Genomic DNA, 17,359 nt, shown 5'->3' with positions numbered 1-17,359 from the left:
CCCGACAAAATAAACTGCCAAACAAAAAGCCCCCGCATTATGATGCCAAGCAGGATCGTAATGCGGAGGCCGCTGTTCTTTCAGAACAGCACAAAGGAGAAATTATGAAAATGCAGTAAAGGTTATCCCATGGTCACCTGCACCTCTACCACAGCGCCTTCTGGTGCCAGCGGCAGCAGGCTGCCCTCAATGGGCTTGCCATCCACAGCGACGCTCTTCACACCGTACTGGACTGCAGCGGTATTATCCACTGCAATGTGATAGGTTGCTCCCCGGTAGCGGCGGGTAACGGTGAAGCCGCCCAGCGTGTGTGGGATACAGGGGTCTACCTTCAGGCCGTCCAGCGTGGGCTGGATGCCAAGGATATACTGGCTCACATTGAAGAAGGTCCATGCGGCAGTGCCGGTCAGCCAGCTGTTCTTTGCTTCGCCAAAGGTGGGGGCATCCTTACCGGCCACCATCTGGCTGTAAACATAGGGTTCGGTGCGGTGGATCTCGGAAATATCCTCGATGTAGGCCGGGCATGTCTTGCGGTACACCTCAAAGGCCCGGTCGCCATGCCCCAGAACGGCTTCGGCACAGCTGATCCACGGATTGTTGTGGCAGAAGATACCGGCGTTCTCCTTGTATCCCGGAGGATAGCTGGAAATTTCGCCCAGATTGAGCTGATAACTGGTGTATGCAGGTTGGTGCAGAACCACACCGTACTTGGTATCCAGCCGTTCCTCTACGCTCTTCAATGCCTGCGCGGCCTGACCGGTCTCCTTGCCAATGCCAGCCATAACGCACATGCCCTGCGGCTCAATGAAGATCTGGCCCTCGGTGCACTCCTTGCTGCCAACAGGCTTGCCAAAAGCATCGTAGGCGCGGCGGAACCATGCGCCGTCCCAGCCAGAGGTCAGGGCCGCCTGTTCCACGCCGTCCACGGCCTTGCGGGCCGCAGCGGCTTCATCGGCAAGGTTCAGGTGGTCGCACAGTTCGGCGTACTCGTGGCCGTACTTGACGAACATGCCCGCAATGAACACGCTTTCGGCCACAGGGCCTTCGCTGGGACCGGTGATCTGGAAGCTCTCGCCCGGGTGCTCCGAGAAACAGTTCAGGTTCAGGCAGTCGTTCCAGTCGGCGCGGCCAATGAGCGGCAGGCCGTGGGGGCCAAGGTGGGTGACGGTAAAGTTGAAGCTGCGGCGCAGATGCTCCATCAGGCTCTGTGCCTTGCTGGCATCATTATCAAAGGGCACCTGCTCGTCCAGAATAGACCAGTCGCCGGTCTCGCGCAGATAGGCGGCAGTGCCGGCAATGAGCCACAGCGGGTCATCGTTGAAGCCGGTGCCGATATCGCGGTTGCCTTTCTTGGTCAGAGGCTGGTACTGGTGGTAGGCGCTGCCATCCTCAAACTGGGTGGCGGCGATATCCAGAATGCGCTCCCGTGCGCGGGACGGAATGATGTGTACAAAGCCCAGCAGATCCTGACAGCTGTCGCGGAAGCCCATGCCGCGGCCGGTCCCGCTTTCAAAGTAGCTGGCCGAGCGGCTCATATTGAAGGTGACCATACACTGATACTGGTGCCAGATGTTCACCATACGGTCCAGCTTTTCCTCGCCGGATTCCAGATGGTAGGTGGAGAGCAGAGCTTCCCAGTGGTCGGCCAGCGCCTTGCGGGCCGCGTCCACCTGTGCATCGGTGGCATAGCGTGCGATCATGGCGTGGGCACGCTCCTTGTTGATGACACCGGGAGCCGTGAACTTTTCTTCCTGTGGGTTCTCGATGTAGCCCAGACCGAAGAGGATCTTCTTTTCCTCACCCGGTGCAAGGGTGACATGGATGTGCAGCGCGCCCACCGGTGCCCAGCCGTGGGCGATGCTGCCGGAGCAGTGCCCGGCGTGGACGGCCTGCGGGTCTGCAGGGCCGCCATACACACCGCAGAAGGCATCGCGGGTGGTATCAAAGCTGGTAACGGGCGTATTGCTCCAGAATACCGCATAGTGATTGCGGCGCTCACGGTATTCCGTCTTATGGTAGATGATGGCCGGCTCCACCTCCACTTCGCCGGTGGAGAAGTTGCGCTGGAAGTTGGAGCTGTCGTCAATGGCATCCCACAGGCAGAACTCCACATAGCTGAACACATCCAGCTCTTTTATGGCATCCGTCTTATTTTTCAAAGTTAGGCGGTCCAACTCACAGGCATCGCCGGTGGGCACGAACAGCTCCTGCGCAGCGGAAACACCGTTCTTCTCACCCTCCAGAATGGTATAGCCCAGACCGTGGCGGCAGGCGTAGCTGTCCAGCTCTGTCTTGGTGGGCTGCCAGCCGGGGTTCCAGACGGTATCGCCATCCTTGATGTAAATGTGGTGGCCGTCCATATCCAGCGGGGAGCTGTTATAGCGGTAGCGGGTCAGGCGGCGCATCCGCGCATCGCGGTAAAAGCTGTAGCCGCCCGCCGTATTTGAGACAAGACTGAAGAAATCCTCGCTGCCAAGGTAGTTGATCCAGGGCAGAGGCGTGCGCGGGGTGGTGATGACATATTCTTTGCGTGCATCATCAAAATGGCCGAATTTCATAAATGCTTCCTCCTTATCAGCTGCCGGCAGCCCCGGCGGCATCGCTTTTGCGAAAACGATTAAGGCAGACGATCAAAGCATTCTCTTTGCTTCTAGCATAGCCCAAGCAGGCCAAAAAAGCAAGAGGATTTTCTAAAAAAATTCTGAAAGTATCTTTCATAAATACGTATGTTTTCATGATTTTCAGAAAATTTATTTCAAGCACGCTTTTTGTGCTTCCTGTAAGCGAAAACGCTGAAACACAATTTATAGGTAATATTATATACGGCGAAAATCGTAACGAAACCGCAACGAAAATCTTTTGATTTTAACCGAAATGTAACGAAACCCATCCAAGATGCACAATTTCGGTTCTTCAGAAACGAACAAAACGCCAAAATTGAGCCAAAAGCAATGAAAGTTATTCTTTTGAGCTTGATTTTTCGTACAAAATACGCTATCATGAAATTGCGAAAACGATTAAGGACTTGACGGAGAACATCCCCCGTAAAACGTTCTTCGGAAGGAGGCAAACGAGCGATGCCGTCCCTGAAAGATCTGGCAAAGGAATGCGGCGTATCGGTGGCAACGGTCAGCAAGGCGCTGAACGACCAGCCGGATATCTCGCCTGCCACACGAGAACGGGTGCGGGCCGCAGCGCACCGTATGGGCTACCTGCCCAATGCTGCCGCCCGTTCCTTGAAAACAAACCGTACTTACAATCTGGGCGTTCTGTTCGTGGATGAACGGCAGAGCGGCCTGACCCACGAATACTTTTCCGCCGTGCTGGACAGCTTCAAGGTGGAAGCCGAGAAACACGGCTACGACATCACCTTTATCAACCACAATATCAGCGGCAAGAGCATGAGCTACCTTGAGCACTGCCGCTACCGCAATGTGGACGGCGTGGTGATCGCCTGCGTGAACTTCTACGAGCCGCAGGTGGTGGAGCTGGTGAACAGCGAGGTGCCGGTGGTCACGATCGATCATGTGTTCAATAACCGCATGGCGATCCTCTCGGATAACGTTTTCGGCCTGAAGGCACTGGTGCGGCAGGCATGGGCCTGCGGCCACCGCCGCATCGCCTTTATCCACGGCGAAAAGACCGCCGTTACCGAGAACCGCGTTGCAGGTTTCTATCAGGCCTGCGAAGAGCTGGGCCTGAAGATCCCGGAAGCTTATGTGCGGGAGGGCATCTACCATGATGCTGACCGCTGTGCCGCCGAGACCAAAGCGCTGCTGGAGCTTCCGCAGCCGCCCACCTGCATCATCTTCCCGGACGATTTCTCCGCGCTGGGCGGCTACAACGCCATCAGCGAAAAGGGGCTTTCGATCCCGGAGGATGTTTCGGTGATGGGCTACGACGGCATCTACCTCTCCCGGGTGGTCAAGCCTCAGCTGGTGACTTACCAGCAGAACACCGCCGCGCTGGGCCGCACGGCTGCCGACAAGCTCATTGAGCTGATCGAGCATCCAAGAGTGACCCTGCCCGAACAGATCCGCGTTTCCGGCAAATTGCTGGACGGCGGGTCGGTCAGCATTCTTTAATATGTCTCTAAAGGCTCTTGCTACGGAACCTTTTATGAAGAAAGTTTTTGCAAATAATGGAAAACCATGAAGGAGGTTTACCCTTATGAAAAAGATCTCTCGCCGTAATTTCCTGCTCGCTTCCGGTGCCGTGACCATTGGTGCAGCTCTGGCTGCCTGCGGCGGTTCTTCTTCCACCAGCACCGCTTCTTCTGCTCCGGCTTCCTCTGCTGCTTCCGCTGCTCCCGCAGCACAGGGCAAGGTGCTGAACATCTGGTGCTGGAATGATGAGTTCCAGAGCCGCTTCAACGACTACTATCCGGAAGTTTCCGAGATCGCAGCCGACAAGTCCACCACCACCCTGAAGGATGGCACCGTTGTGAAGTGGACCATCAATGCCAACGAGAACAACAACTATCAGAACAAGCTGGACGAAGCCCTGCTGAGTCAGGACAGCGCTGCTGATGACGACAAGATCGACATCTTCCTGATCGAGGCTGATTATGCTCTGAAGTATGTGGATTCCGATTACGTTCTGGATGTCAAGGCGGACATCGGCCTGACCGATGACGATCTGGCTGGCCAGTACCAGTACACCAAGGACATCGTTAGTGTGGACGGCAGCCAGCGCGGCACCACCTGGCAGGCAACTCCCGGTCTGTTTGCATACCGCCGCAGCATTGCCAAGGATGTTCTGGGCACCGATGATCCCGCCGAAGTGCAGACCTACCTGTCCGACTGGGATAAGTTCAATGATGTAGCTGCACAGGCAGCCGCCAAGGGCTACAAGATGCTGTCCGGCTTTGATGATGCATACCGCACCTTCTCCAACAACGTGGCAGCTCCGTGGGTCACCGGCACTACCGTTACCGTTGATGAGAACATTATGAAGTGGGTCGATCAGACCAAGGAGTACACCGATAAGGGCTATAACAACAAGTCCAGCCTGTGGGACAGCCAGTGGGCAGCCGATCAGGGTCCCACCGGTAAGGTGTTCGGCTTCTTCTACTCCACTTGGGGCATCAACTTCACCCTGCTGGGCAACTCTCTGGAGACTCCTGTCGCTGAGGGCGGCAAGGAAGAAGTTGGCAACGGTATCTACGGCGATTACGCTGTGTGCGAAGGCCCTCAGCCCTACTACTGGGGCGGCACCTGGATCTGCGGCGCAGCCGGCAGCGACAACATCGAGACCATTAAGGATATTATGCAGAAGCTGACCTGCGATGAAGCCATCATGAAGCAGATCACCATGGATACGCAGGACTACACCAACAACGAGAAGGCTATGAACGAGATCGCAAACAGCGATTACAGCTCCGCTTTCCTGGGCGGCCAGAACCACATCGCTCTGTTTGCAGAGGCTGCAGCCAAGATCGATATGTCCAACGCCGGTCCGTACGATCAGGGCCTGAATGAGAGCTTCCAGAATGCATTCAAGGATTACTTTACCGGCAACGTGGACGAAGATACCGCAAAGGCAAACTTCGAGACCGCTATCAAGGAGAAGTATCCTGAGCTGACCGACGTGGTGTGGCCCGCATAATAGCAGCCGACCCTAAAACGGAAAAGTGAATACGCAGGGGCGGGCCGGACGCTGTTCCCGCCCGCCCCTGTTCTTTCCGCAAATTTATCAGGAGGCGATCCTATGGGAGAAAAGAAAAAGAAAGGGTCGATCAGCTACGCGAAATGGGGCTACATCTTCATTGCGCCGTTCTTCATCATCTTCGCGGTATTCCAGCTGATCCCTCTGGCATCCACCATTTACTACAGCTTTTTTGAATATTACCGCAGCGGCCTGAAGATCATTGGCCCGAACTTTGTGGGCCTGAAAAACTACATTACCCTGTTCGCAACCGATCTGCCCAAGTACTTTGGCAACACGCTGATCCTGTGGATCATCGGCTTTATCCCGCAGATCGCCATTTCCCTGTTGCTGGCAGCATGGTTCACCGATCTGCGCCTGAAGTTGAAGGGCCAGACCTTCTTCAAGACGGTCATCTACATGCCCAACCTGATCATGGCCTCCGCCTTTGCAATGCTGTTCTTCGCACTGTTCTCGGACAACGGCCCGGTGAACGCCGTGCTGCAGAGCATGGGCTGGATCAAAGAACCCATCAGCTTTTTGAACACCGTGTGGGGCAACCGCGGGCTGATCGGCCTGATGAACTTCCTGATGTGGTTCGGCAACACTACCATCATGCTGATGGCTGCGATCATGGGCGTGGATCCCACCCTGTACGAAGCGGCTGAACTAGACGGCTGCACTCCGAACCAGATGTTCTGGAAGATCACCATTCCGCTGATCCGTCCCATCCTTGTTTACGTCATGATCACCTCCATGATCGGCGGCCTGCAGATGTTCGATGTGCCGCAGATTTTGACCAACGGCAAGGGCGGCCCGGACCGCACCTCCACCACCATGATCATGTACCTGAACAACCACCTGTTCAGCAAGAACTACGGCATGGCCGGTGCAGTCTCGGTGGTGCTGTTCCTCGTGTGTGCAGTGCTGTGCGTTGTGGTCTACTTCTCCCTTACCAAGGAGGATGACGGCCTGACCCGCGCCCAGCGCAAAGAACTGAACGCCGCCAAAAAGGCAGCAAAAGGAGGGAAATGATTATGGCACACACTCCTAGAAATCAATCGGAAAAAGCAACACTGGCTGCACGCCGCGCATGGTGTTATCTGGTGCTGGTGCTCATCAGCTTTTTGTGCCTGTTCTTCTTCTATGTGCTGGTGATCAACTCCACCCGCACCCACTTCGAGATCCAGAAAGGCTTCTCGATGCTGCCGGGCAAATCGCTCATCACCAACTTCCAGAACGTGCTGGCCGATGCTAACATCCCTGTCATCACCGGCATCCGCAACAGCCTGATCGTCTCCGCCTGCTCGGCGGCGTTCAGCGTGTATTTCTCGGCCTTGACGGCCTACGGCATCTACGCCTATAACTTCAAATTCAAAAAGGCCGCGTTCGCCATTATCCTGCTGATCATGACCATGCCCACGCAGGTGTCCGCTCTGGGCTTTTTGCAGCTCATCACCAAGATGGGCCTGAAGAACAGCTTTATCCCGCTGATCCTGCCCAGCATTGCAGCGCCCACCGTGTTCTTCTTCATGAAGCAGTATCTGGACGCTTCCCTTCCCATGGAGATCGTAGAGGCTGCCCGCATCGACGGTGCAGGCGAGTTCTACACCTTCAACAAGATCGTACTGCCCATTATGAAGCCCGCTCTGGCAGTGCAGGCCATTTTCTCCTTCGTGGCCAGCTGGAACAACTACTTCATTCCCGCTCTGGTGCTGGACAGCGCCGACAAAAAGACCCTGCCCATCCTGATCGCACAGCTGCGCAGTGCAGACTTCCTCAAGTTTGATATGGGCAAGGTTTACATGATGGTGGCTATCGCCATTCTGCCCGTCATCATCGTGTACCTGCTGCTTTCCAAGTTCATCGTCCGCGGTGTTGCTTTGGGCGGCGTGAAAGGCTGACGGCATTTTGCCGCAAACAGCAAGAGGGTCCCGGAGAAAATTCCGGGACCCTTTTGCTGTGTTTAGGATATAAGGAATTTTTGGAAGAGATCAGGAGAAAAAACAAGGCATACACATTCTGTCGGAGGTTCTAAGGGGATAAGATTTACTCGCCGCGGACGGCTGCGAAACCTGCTTCCAGATCAGCAATGATATCGTCGATGTGCTCAGTGCCGATGGACAGGCGGATGGTGTTCTGATAGATCTGCTGCTCGGCCAGCTCTTCGTCATTCAGCTGGCTGTGGGTGGTGGAAGCCGGGTGGATGACCAGACTCTTCACATCAGCAACGTTTGCCAGCAGGGAGAAGATCTTCAGGTTATCGATGAACTTGAATGCTTCCTCGCGGCCGCCCTTGATGTTGAAGGTAAAGATGGATGCACCGCCATTGGGAAAGTACTTCTCGTACAGGGCGTGATCCGGGTGATCCGGCAGGGAGGGGTGGTTGACCTTCTCCACCTGCGGGTGGTTTGCCAGAAACTCGACTACCTTCTTGGTGTTCTCCACATGGCGCTCGATGCGCAGGCTCAGGGTCTCGGTACCCTGCAGCAGCAGGAAGGCGTTGAACGGCGAAATGGTGGCACCGGTATCACGCAGCAGGATCGCACGGATGTAGGTGACAAAAGCTGCGGGGCCTGCTGCATCGGCAAAGGAAACGCCGTGATAGCTGGGGTTGGGGTCAGCAATGTTGCCGAACTTACCGCTTGCCTTCCAGTCGAACTTGCCGCTGTCCACGATGATGCCGCCCAGCGTGGTGCCGTGGCCGCCGATGAACTTGGTGGCGGAATGGACGACGATATCTGCGCCGTGCTCAATGGGACGGATCAGGTACGGGGTGCCGAAGGTATTATCGATGACCAGCGGCAGGCCGTGCTTGTGCGCGATGGCTGCAATGGCATCGATATCGGGGATATCGCTGTTGGGGTTGCCCAGAGTTTCCAGATAGACGGCCTTGGTGTTGAGCTGGATGGCATTCTCCACCTCAGCCAGATCGTGTGCATTGACAAAGGTAGTGGTGACACCGAACTGGGTCAGGGTGTGCTCCAGCAGGTTGTAGCTGCCGCCGTAGATGGTCTTCTGAGCCACGATGTGGTCACCGGCCTGTGCCAGTGCTTCGATGGTGTAGGTGATGGCAGCGGCACCGGAGGCGGTTGCCAGAGCAGCCACGCCGCCCTCCAGAGCAGCGATGCGCTTCTCGAACACGTCCTGCGTGGAGTTGGTCAGACGGCCGTAGATGTTGCCGGCATCTGCCAGACCAAAGCGGTCTGCTGCGTGCTGGCTGTTGCGGAACACATAGGAAGTGGTCTGATAGATAGGCACTGCACGGGAATCGGTTGCGGGATCGGCCTGCTCCTGGCCAACGTGAAGCTGCAGGGTCTCAAATTTATAGTTAGACATAGTATTTTACCTCTCTATTTGTACTTATAGTATAATTTTCTGATACAAAAAATCCCGATGCGTGATACAAAAGCGCATCGGGCAAACACAATTCAAAGCGATTCTGTCAACGTCACATTCGGGTACACATTCGTGCACAGCAAGAGGGCATCGTACAGTTCACAGCCAGATGTTCTGCCCGGTCACCGCACATTCGCCCACAGCGGAAGTTTGCATGCAGCAGGTCGTTCCAAATCAGCTTCATATCCGTGCCCTCCTTTCCCGTAAAACTCTTTCCCACTCATCTACAAACCGGCGCCTCTATCTGCTCTGTACCGGGAAGCAAAACCTTTGCTTTCTTTTTCCCACTAGGTTTGTGGATTTATTGTTTGCATTATATTCTCTCTTACCCAGTTTGTCAATAGGTTAATTCCAGTTTTTTTCAAATTGAGTTTTCTGCACGATGCGCAGCCCGCATTTGCAGCATCCCGTTGTGCAGTTCCAACAGGAGTAACACTTCTGCTTCTTCGAAAATTTTTATTTTTCCATTGATAAAACCTTAAAATTTTATTGTTATACTAAAGCTATTCCTTGCAAACGCCCTGCAAATCGTTTATTATGGTAGCGTTCTTTTTTATCATCAAAGGAGTTTTTTCGATGCTGCATCGTTTCTTTCATTTTTTAAAGCAGAGCCTGCTCGTTGTTCTTTGCATCCTGCTGCTTGGCGGGCTGCTGGCAGGCGGCTGGTTCTTTTATCAGGGCAGGCAGCTGTACCGCAGTGCCGCCAGCAGTTACCCAGTGGCTTCCATGTACGACACCATCTGTGCCCGCGGGAGCTATACTTCCTACGATGCGCTGCCGCAGATCTATATTAACGCAGTCATCTGCACCGAGGACGAGCATTTTATGACCCACAAGGGCATTGACCCGGGGGCCATTGCCCGCGCCCTGCTGGCCGACCTGCGCACCCACTCGCTGGCCGAGGGTGGCAGCACCCTGACCCAGCAGCTTGCCAAGAACGAGCTGTTCACGCAGGACAAGCATCTGGCCCGCAAGGCTGCCGAGATGCTTGCTGCTTTTGATCTTGAAAAGACCTACTCCAAGCAGCAGATCTTTGAGATGTACGCCAACACCATCTATTTTGGCAGCGGGTATTATGGCATTGCAGAAGCTGCCGAGGGCTACTTTGGCAAGGAACCGGCCCAGCTGACCGATGCCGAAGCGATCTATCTGGCGGGTATGCCCAATGCGCCTTCCACCTACGCCAGCAGCCCAGAGCTTGCCTTCAAGCGGATGCAGGTGGTGCTCAAGCGGATGGTCAAGTGCCGCGTGCTCACCCAGCAGCAGGCCGATGCCATTGCCGCAGATGCTGAAAACTTAACGGTTTAAACAAGACACCGCGCCCTGTCTGCTGCGGATCAGACAAGGCGCGGTGTTTTGTTTTGCGGTATTTGGTTTGGTAAAGGAGGAATCATGTTGCCCGTTCAGGCGGTTGCGGCCCCGCCTGTCGGTAGCATTATCATACCAAAGAATTTCTGCGAAAGCATGTTATTTATATGAAGCTTTTATGAATTTACCGGTTCTTTGCCGCTGTCATGCTGTCACTCCGGGGCTTTCATGCTTTCCACCATGCTGATATGCCGCACATGCCGCCGCATGGCAAAGCACACCACAAAGGTGAACAGCATCGTCAATGCCACTGCCAGCAGATAACTGTGGGGTGCAATGGTGCGAATAAACATCAGCTGATCCATTTCCACGGTCAGGACGATGAACCGGTGCAGCGGCACGCCCAGCAGCAGGCCCACGCCGGAGCCGATGAGGGACAAAAGCTCGATCTCGCGGAAGATGTAGCGGTACACTTCTTTGTCATAGAAGCCCAGAACCTTGATGGTGGCAAGCTCCTTTTTGCGCTCGGCAAGGTTGACGCTGATCAGGTTGTACAGCACCACCGCCGCCAGCGCCGCCGCGCACACGATGATCAGCACCACCACGTAGTTCAGGCTGCCGATCAGGCTGCCGAACATGGAGGTGGTGTCCTCGGTGAAGCTGACGCTGCTCACATAGTTGCAGTCCAGCAGCTTTGTGCGCAGGGCGTTGTACTCCGCCTCGGTGGTACAGCCGGTCAGGCCGTACACAGTATTCCACTCCGGTGTGCCGCCCAGCAGGCTCTCCAGCTGTGCACCGGACAGATACAGCCGGGTGAACATGTAGTTCTCGGTAATGCCGGTCAGCACCAGCGGCACGCGGCTCCCGTCTGCTGCCTCCACATAGAACGTATCGCCTACGCTCAGCCCCAGATTCAGGGCCGTTTTTTCGGTCAGGATCACGCTGTCCTCTTCAAAGGGAATGGGGTCGTGGCCCACCCGAGTGCGGAAGGTGAAGTATTCGGTCATCCGGGCATCGTCCTCCGCGCCTACGATGCTGACATCGGCGCTCCCGCCCTCTTCATTATAAAGGGTGGTGGACTTTGTGTAGAACGCGCCCCAGCTGTGGACCGCACTGCTGCTGTCCAGCGTGTCGGCAAGGCCCTGCTCCATGGTCAGCGCCTTTTCATCGCTGAGCGAGATGGTGAGATCGTTGTGGGTCAGCTGCCCGGACTGCTTGTCCACGATGGGCAGGATGGAATCCTGAATGCCAAAACCGATCAGCAGCAGCGCCGTGCAGCCTGCCACGCCCAGCACTGTCATGAAAAAGCGCTTTTTGTAGCGGAACAGGTTGCGGGCTGTGGTCTTTTGGGAGAAGCTCATGTGCTGCCACAGCGGGGTGATGTACTCCAAAAAGATGCGCTTGCCTGCCACCGGGGCCCGGGGCAGCAGCAAAGCTGCGGTCTTTTCCTTCAGGCTGGCACGGCAGGCGTTCCATGTAGCAAAACCGATGACGGCCGCGCTGATGGCTACGCTGGCTGCCGCCATGCCGGGGTAAAAGTGCAGCGTAAAGGTGGACATGCTGAAGATCATCTGGTAAGCATACCAGATGATGAGCGGGAACACCACAAAACCGATGACCATGCCCACGATGCTGCCCAGCACGCTGGCGCTGAGGGCATAGAACAGATACTTGCCTGCGATCTTTGCGTTGGAGTAGCCCAGTGCTTTCAGGGTGCCCAGCTGCAGGCGGTTCTCGTCCACCATGCGGGTCATAGTGGTAGTGGCCACCAGCGCCGCCACCAGGAAGAAGAACACCGGGAACACCCGTGCAATGGCATCCATGCGGTCGGCATACTGCTCAAAGGTGACAAAGCTCACGGTGGAGCCGCGGTCCAGCACATACCACTCGCCGCTCTTGATCTGGCTCACCTGCTCCTCGGCATCGTTCAGCTGGGCAAGGCCGTCGGCCAGCTGCTGTTCGGCATCGGCCTTCTGGCTCTCGTACTCCGCGCGGGAATCGGCCAGCTGCTGCACGCCGTCGTTGTACTGCTGCCAGCCTTCGTCCAGCCGGGTGCGAGCCGCATCAAACTGGGTGTAGGCTGTGGCCGTGCCGGTGGTGAGCTGCAGCTGCCCCTGCAGAAGCTTTACCTTCATCTGGCGCAGTGCGGCTTTGGCTTCGGTCACCAGCTGCTCGTTGGAAAGGCTGGGCGAAGAGATCAGCCCCTGTGCATACATCTGGCGCTTGCCCGCGTCCAGCTGAGCCTGATAGCCGTTCAGCTGGCCGCTGATGTTGTCGTAAGCATCCTGCGCCTTCTGCAGGGCGTCCCGCAGGTCGGTGTATTCCTCGTCGGCGGGCTCGGCCTCGTCCAGCGCTTTCTGTGCATTGTTCAGAGCCGTTTCGGCATAGCCCAGCAGCGGGTCGGCCACCTTTTTCAGGTTCACCAGCATCTCGATCTGCTGCAGCTGATCCTCAAATTCCAGCAGTTGTTCCTCGCCGCTCACCAGCTCGTCCGCACCGCCCTGCATAGTATCCGGCAGGGCCTTTTTGTTGGCGGCAAGCTCCGCTTCGCCCGCGTCCAGCTGGGCTTTGGCGCTGTCCAGCTGTGCCTGTGCATCGGCCAGCTGCTGCTCTGCCTCCGCAAACTGACGGTCTGCTTCGGCTTTTTTGTCGTTGTACTCGGCCCGGGCATCGGCCAGCTCTGCACTGGCATCCTCGATCAGCTCCGCCCGCCGGGCCGTGCACTGTGCGCCGCTGATGGCCTTTACCCTTGCGGCTGTGTCATCCACTGCTGCCTGATACGCGTCCGAGTAATTATCATACAGGTCGGCATTTTTCACCTTGAGATAGCACGCCGTATAATAACCCATGGTCAGGCTGCCTTCCGGCAGGAATACGATATCATCCAGCTGGCCGTCACCGGCGGTGCTGCTCTCCTTGTCCGTGGAAAAATGCTGCGGGTCCTGCACGGTGCCCACTACCGTGAACTGCTTCCGGCTCACATGTTCGGTGTCCTCCGGCAGGGTGAGCACCGTGCCCGGTTCCACCGGGTCGCCGTAGCCCATCACATGCACCACGCACTCGTCCGGGGCCTCAGGCATCCGGCCCGAGAGCAGCACCAGACGGTCCATATTTTCTGCCGTGTCGGCCCCGGGGTCGGCGGGCAGCTGCTGCAGGCGCACCACCGCCGTCTCGCTCTGGCCCTGCCACTGGGCCTCCACGTCCTGATATTTCACCGGCTGCACAGCCTCCACGCCGTCCACGGCGGCAATGGCGGCAATGTCCTCCTCCGAAAGGCCCAGCGTGGACAGCACCCGCAGGTCGAACACGTTCTGCTGCACGTAGTATTTCTGCCCGGCGATGCGCATGCTGGGCGCAAAACTCATCAGGCCGGTCAGCATCATCACGCCCAGCGCTACGATGCCGAACAGCGAGACCATGCGGCTCAGGTTGTCCTTCATTTCCCGCAGGATGTTTTTACGATAACTTTTCAGCACAGCTCTCACCACTCAATCTCCTGCACCGGCACAGGGTGCTCGTTGACCTGATTGGAGACGATCTTGCCGCTGCGCACCTGAATGATGCGGTCTGCCATCGCCGTCAGGGCGGTGTTGTGGGTAATAACGATCACCGTGCGGCCGGTGCGGCGGCAGGTATCCTGCAAAAGGGCCAGCACCTGCTTACCGGTCTTGTAATCCAGTGCACCGGTGGGCTCGTCGCAGAGCAGCAACTTGGGGTTTTTGGCCAGTGCGCGGGCAATGGACACCCGCTGCTGCTCGCCGCCGGAAAGCTGAGCCGGGAAGTTGTTCAGCCGCTCTCCCAGACCCACGCTGCGCAGGGTCTCTTTGGGGTCCAGCGGGTCGCGGCAGATCTCGCTGGCCAGCTCCACGTTCTCCAGTGCGGTCAGGTTCTGCACAAGGTTGTAGAACTGGAACACAAAGCCCACGTCGTACCGGCGGTAGGTGGTGAGCTCTCTGGCGGTAAAATGGCTCACGTTCTGGCCGTCCAGCCAGACATTTCCCTCGTCGCAGCTGTCCATGCCGCCGAGGATGTTCAGCAGGGTGGTCTTACCTGCGCCGGAGGGCCCCACGATGATGCAGAACTCCCCTTATCCACATAGAAATTCAGGTGGTCTGCGGCGGCGATCTTCACACTGCCGGTCTGATAATATTTGCAAACGTCCTCAAACTCCACAAAATGCTCCATGGCGTTTTTTCCTTTCTATCGGGAATGCATACTGTTTCAATTTAACTATAACATCTCCCGGCAGACTTTGCAAAGACATCTGCGCAAATTTTCAAAAACTTAACAGAAAAGCGCAAAAAGGGCCGCTGCACATCCCTGCGTGCAGCAGCCCTTTCATCATTTGATCTCAGCGGTCAGCGCCCCACGATCAAATCGCGGCGGCAGCGCAGGCCCACGGTGAGGAAGGTGTTTTCGCCCAGTCGGCGCAGCACCACGCGGTCGGTGCCCTTCTGGCCCTCCACCAGCAGAGACAGGTTCAGGGTGGTGGAGCCCTTCTCAGTCTGGACCACCAGCGTGCTCACGCCCTCGTTCAGCAGGGTCTGCATGTCCTGCACGGTGGTGCGGAAGGTGGCAGAACCGGCGGGCACATCCAGCGTCAGCACACTGTCCTTCTGGCGGGCAGTGTACAGCACTTCTCTGCCGAACAGGCCCTTGACGGTGTAACGGGCCTCGCTCTTTTTCGCCGCTGCATCTGCGGACGGGGCGGCCAGCTCATCGCCGGAGATCAGCATAATATTGCCCTGAATGGGGTTTCCCTCCGGTGCGCCGTAGCCGCCGTAGGTGGGGTCCTTTTCGCCGATTGCCACATCGGCGCTGTGCAGGGCGATATCCCCCTGCACCATCTGCTCCTGCGGGGGCAGATAGCCTGCGGCAGCAGGGTCGTTGATGTCTGCCTCTGCGGCAAATGCGCCCACGCTCAGCATGGCGGCAGCACCCAGCACTGCAGCGGTGGTGGTGACGGTACGGACAAATTTATGGTTCAGTTTCATTTGGAATACCTCCGTTGACGGCGGTTTTGCACCGCACATTTTTGTTTTATGGAGAACCATGGTCTGCTATGCGGTGTAATACAAAACCGCCGCATCTGTCTTATAAACGGATGCGGCGGCGGGATTATTGCAGCAGGCTAAAAAATTTTTTGGAAGCTCTGCCGCCGGGGTCACTGGGCCTGTGCCGGTTCCCGGTTCAGGATCTCCATGAACTCCTCGCCGGTGATGGTCTCCTTCTGGTACAGATACTGTGCCAGCTCGTCCAGCTTGGCGCGGTTGTCGGTCAGGATGCGGATGGCCTTTTCGTGCTGGGCCTTGACCAGCTCCACCACCTTCTGGTCGATCTCGCGCTGGGTCTGCGCCGAGCAGGCCAGCGAGGTGTCACCGCCCAGATACTGGTTGTTCACGGTCTCCAGCGCCACCATGTCAAAGTCCTTGCTCATGCCGTAGCGGGTAAGCATGGCGCGGGCAAGCTTGGTGGCCTGCTCGATATCGTTGGAGGCACCGGTGGTGATGGATCGGAACACCACTTCCTCGGCGGCGCGTCCGCCGGTAAGGGTGGCGATCTTGTTTTCCAGCTCTTCCTTGCTCATCAGGTAGTGGTTGCCCTCGTCCACCTGCATGGTGTAACCCAGTGCGCCGGAGGTGCGGGGGATAATGGTGATCTTCTGCACAGGGGCAGAGTTGGATTGCTTGGCCGCCACCAGTGCATGGCCGATCTCGTGGTAGGCCACGATGCACTTTTCCTTGTCGGTGAGGATGGAGTTCTTCTTCTGGTAGCCTGCAATGACCACCTCGATGCTCTCCTCCAGATCGGCCTGCGTCACGCTCTTGCGGCCTGCACGCACAGCGCGCAGAGCTGCTTCGTTGACGATGTTGGCAAGTTCCGCACCGGATGCACCGGAAGCCATGCGGGCCACAGTGTTGAAGTCGATGCCCGGGGCCAGCGCCACCTTTTTGGCGTGCACTTTCAAAATCTCTTCGCGGCCCTTAAGGTCGGGCAGCTCCACCGGCACACGGCGGTCAAAACGTCCGGGACGGGTCAGCGCCGGGTCCAGCGAATCCGGGCGGTTGGTAGCCGCCAGAATGATGACGCCGGTGTTGCTCTCAAAGCCGTCCATCTCGGTGAGCAGCTGGTTCAAAGTCTGCTCACGCTCGTCGTTGCCACCGAGATTGCCGCTGTTGCGCTTCTGACCGATGGCATCGATCTCATCGATGAACACGATGCAGGGGGCCTTTTCCTTGGCCTGTCGGAACAGGTCGCGCACCTTGGATGCGCCCATGCCCACGAACATCTCCACGAATTCAGAACCGGAAATGGAGAAGAACGGCACGTTGGATTCGCCTGCCACGGCCTTAGCCAGCATGGTCTTGCCGGTGCCCGGAGGGCCCACCAGCAGGATGCCCTTGGGCATGGATGCGCCAATGCTCTCGTACTTGCCGGGGTCGTGCAGGTAATCCACGATCTCCTGCAGGTTTTCCTTAGCTTCATCCTCACCGGCAACATCCGCAAAGCGGATGCCGTGGGTGGACTGCACATAGACCTTGGCGTTGGACTTGCCCACGCCGCCGAACATCATGGACCCCGGGCCGCCGCCGGCCTTTTCCATCAGCTTTTTGTTCATCTGATTGCCGATGAAGCTGAACAACAGGATGGGCAGCAGGAACCAGATCAGGAAATTGAGCATCGGCGACCCCTGCTCCACGATCTCGCTGGAAAACTGTGCTCCGGCATCATACAGGCGCTGGGTAAGCTCCGGGTCGTTCATCAGGCCGGTCTTGTAGACCTGCTTTTCCTCTTTATCGGTAAAAATGATCTGATTGGATTCGATATCCACACGGCCGATGTTCTTTTCCTCGGTCATGGTCATAAAGGTACCGTAGTCCACTTCCTCCACCTGACGCTCGCTCATCCACGGCAGCAGCACAAGGTTGAGCAGCAGCAGGACCGCCAGCACGATGGCGTAGTAAATCGCCAGCGGCTTTTTGGAAGGTTTGACTTCTTTCATGTG

General features: G+C 57.0%; 12 protein-coding genes and 1 pseudogene. 5 read left to right on the top strand and 8 right to left on the bottom strand.

Features of this window, described 5'->3' with window-relative positions; genetic code table 11:
* Positions 1-122: 122 nt before the first annotated feature.
* Positions 123-2,558, bottom strand: coding sequence for a GH36-type glycosyl hydrolase domain-containing protein (locus PXT33_RS03650; RefSeq protein ID WP_332375973.1), 2,436 nt, complete (start codon positions 2,556-2,558; stop codon positions 123-125).
* A 16-nt stretch (positions 2,559-2,574) separates the two neighbouring features.
* Positions 2,575-2,763, bottom strand: a complete 189-nt coding sequence (locus PXT33_RS03645) for a hypothetical protein (RefSeq protein WP_332375972.1) — start codon at positions 2,761-2,763, stop codon at positions 2,575-2,577.
* A 314-nt stretch (positions 2,764-3,077) separates the two neighbouring features.
* Here PXT33_RS03645 and PXT33_RS03640 point away from each other — a divergent pair, with 314 nt between their 5' ends.
* The 4 genes from PXT33_RS03640 to PXT33_RS03625 all read left to right on the top strand — a co-directional run bounded on the left by PXT33_RS03640 (position 3,078) and on the right by PXT33_RS03625 (position 7,550).
* On the top strand, positions 3,078-4,085 hold the full coding sequence (locus PXT33_RS03640) for a LacI family DNA-binding transcriptional regulator (protein WP_332375971.1): 1,008 nt from the start codon (positions 3,078-3,080) through the stop codon (positions 4,083-4,085).
* Positions 4,086-4,170: 85 nt separating this feature from the next.
* Positions 4,171-5,607: a twin-arginine translocation signal domain-containing protein gene (locus PXT33_RS03635; protein WP_180806680.1), complete on the top strand. Its 1,437-nt coding sequence runs from the start codon at positions 4,171-4,173 to the stop codon at positions 5,605-5,607.
* A 102-nt stretch (positions 5,608-5,709) separates the two neighbouring features.
* Positions 5,710-6,681, top strand: a complete 972-nt coding sequence (locus PXT33_RS03630; protein ID WP_294648529.1) for a carbohydrate ABC transporter permease — start codon at positions 5,710-5,712, stop codon at positions 6,679-6,681.
* A 2-nt stretch (positions 6,682-6,683) separates the two neighbouring features.
* Positions 6,684-7,550 (top strand): carbohydrate ABC transporter permease, encoded by an 867-nt coding sequence (locus PXT33_RS03625; RefSeq protein WP_044953743.1) that lies wholly within the window; start codon positions 6,684-6,686, stop codon positions 7,548-7,550.
* Between the two features lie 145 nt (positions 7,551-7,695).
* Here the strand turns inward: PXT33_RS03625 and PXT33_RS03620 are convergent, their stop codons facing one another.
* Complete coding sequence (locus tag PXT33_RS03620) at positions 7,696-8,985, bottom strand: O-acetylhomoserine aminocarboxypropyltransferase/cysteine synthase family protein (RefSeq protein WP_332375970.1); 1,290 nt, start codon at positions 8,983-8,985, stop codon at positions 7,696-7,698.
* A gap of 112 nt (positions 8,986-9,097) precedes the next feature.
* Entirely contained in the window at positions 9,098-9,229 is a 132-nt protein-coding gene (locus tag PXT33_RS03615) for a hypothetical protein (protein ID WP_005942280.1), read from the bottom strand.
* A 392-nt stretch (positions 9,230-9,621) separates the two neighbouring features.
* Here PXT33_RS03615 and PXT33_RS03610 point away from each other — a divergent pair, with 392 nt between their 5' ends.
* Entirely contained in the window at positions 9,622-10,353 is a 732-nt protein-coding gene (locus PXT33_RS03610) for a biosynthetic peptidoglycan transglycosylase (RefSeq protein WP_242960029.1), read from the top strand.
* 212 nt (positions 10,354-10,565) lie between these two features.
* Here PXT33_RS03610 and PXT33_RS03605 read toward each other — a convergent pair whose 3' ends face one another.
* The 4 genes and pseudogenes from PXT33_RS03605 to ftsH form a co-directional block, all read right to left on the bottom strand.
* Positions 10,566-13,838: an FtsX-like permease family protein gene (locus PXT33_RS03605; RefSeq protein WP_332375969.1), complete on the bottom strand. Its 3,273-nt coding sequence runs from the start codon at positions 13,836-13,838 to the stop codon at positions 10,566-10,568.
* Positions 13,835-14,538 (bottom strand): annotated as a pseudogene (locus tag PXT33_RS03600) (ABC transporter ATP-binding protein). The gene PXT33_RS03605 and the pseudogene PXT33_RS03600 overlap by 4 nt, the downstream one beginning before the upstream one ends.
* Before the next feature lie 173 nt (positions 14,539-14,711).
* Positions 14,712-15,347, bottom strand: coding sequence for a hypothetical protein (locus tag PXT33_RS03595; RefSeq protein WP_044953740.1), 636 nt, complete (start codon positions 15,345-15,347; stop codon positions 14,712-14,714).
* A gap of 170 nt (positions 15,348-15,517) precedes the next feature.
* On the bottom strand, positions 15,518-17,356 hold the full coding sequence (ftsH, locus tag PXT33_RS03590; protein ID WP_332375968.1) for an ATP-dependent zinc metalloprotease FtsH: 1,839 nt from the start codon (positions 17,354-17,356) through the stop codon (positions 15,518-15,520).
* Between the last annotated feature and the right edge of the window lie 3 nt (positions 17,357-17,359).

This window comes from Faecalibacterium taiwanense, assembly GCF_036632915.2.
GTDB classification, from domain to species: Bacteria; Bacillota; Clostridia; order Oscillospirales; family Ruminococcaceae; genus Faecalibacterium; species Faecalibacterium taiwanense.
The sequence above is the reverse complement of the archived record's forward strand: the minus strand, read 5'-3'. Positions and strand labels throughout refer to the sequence as shown.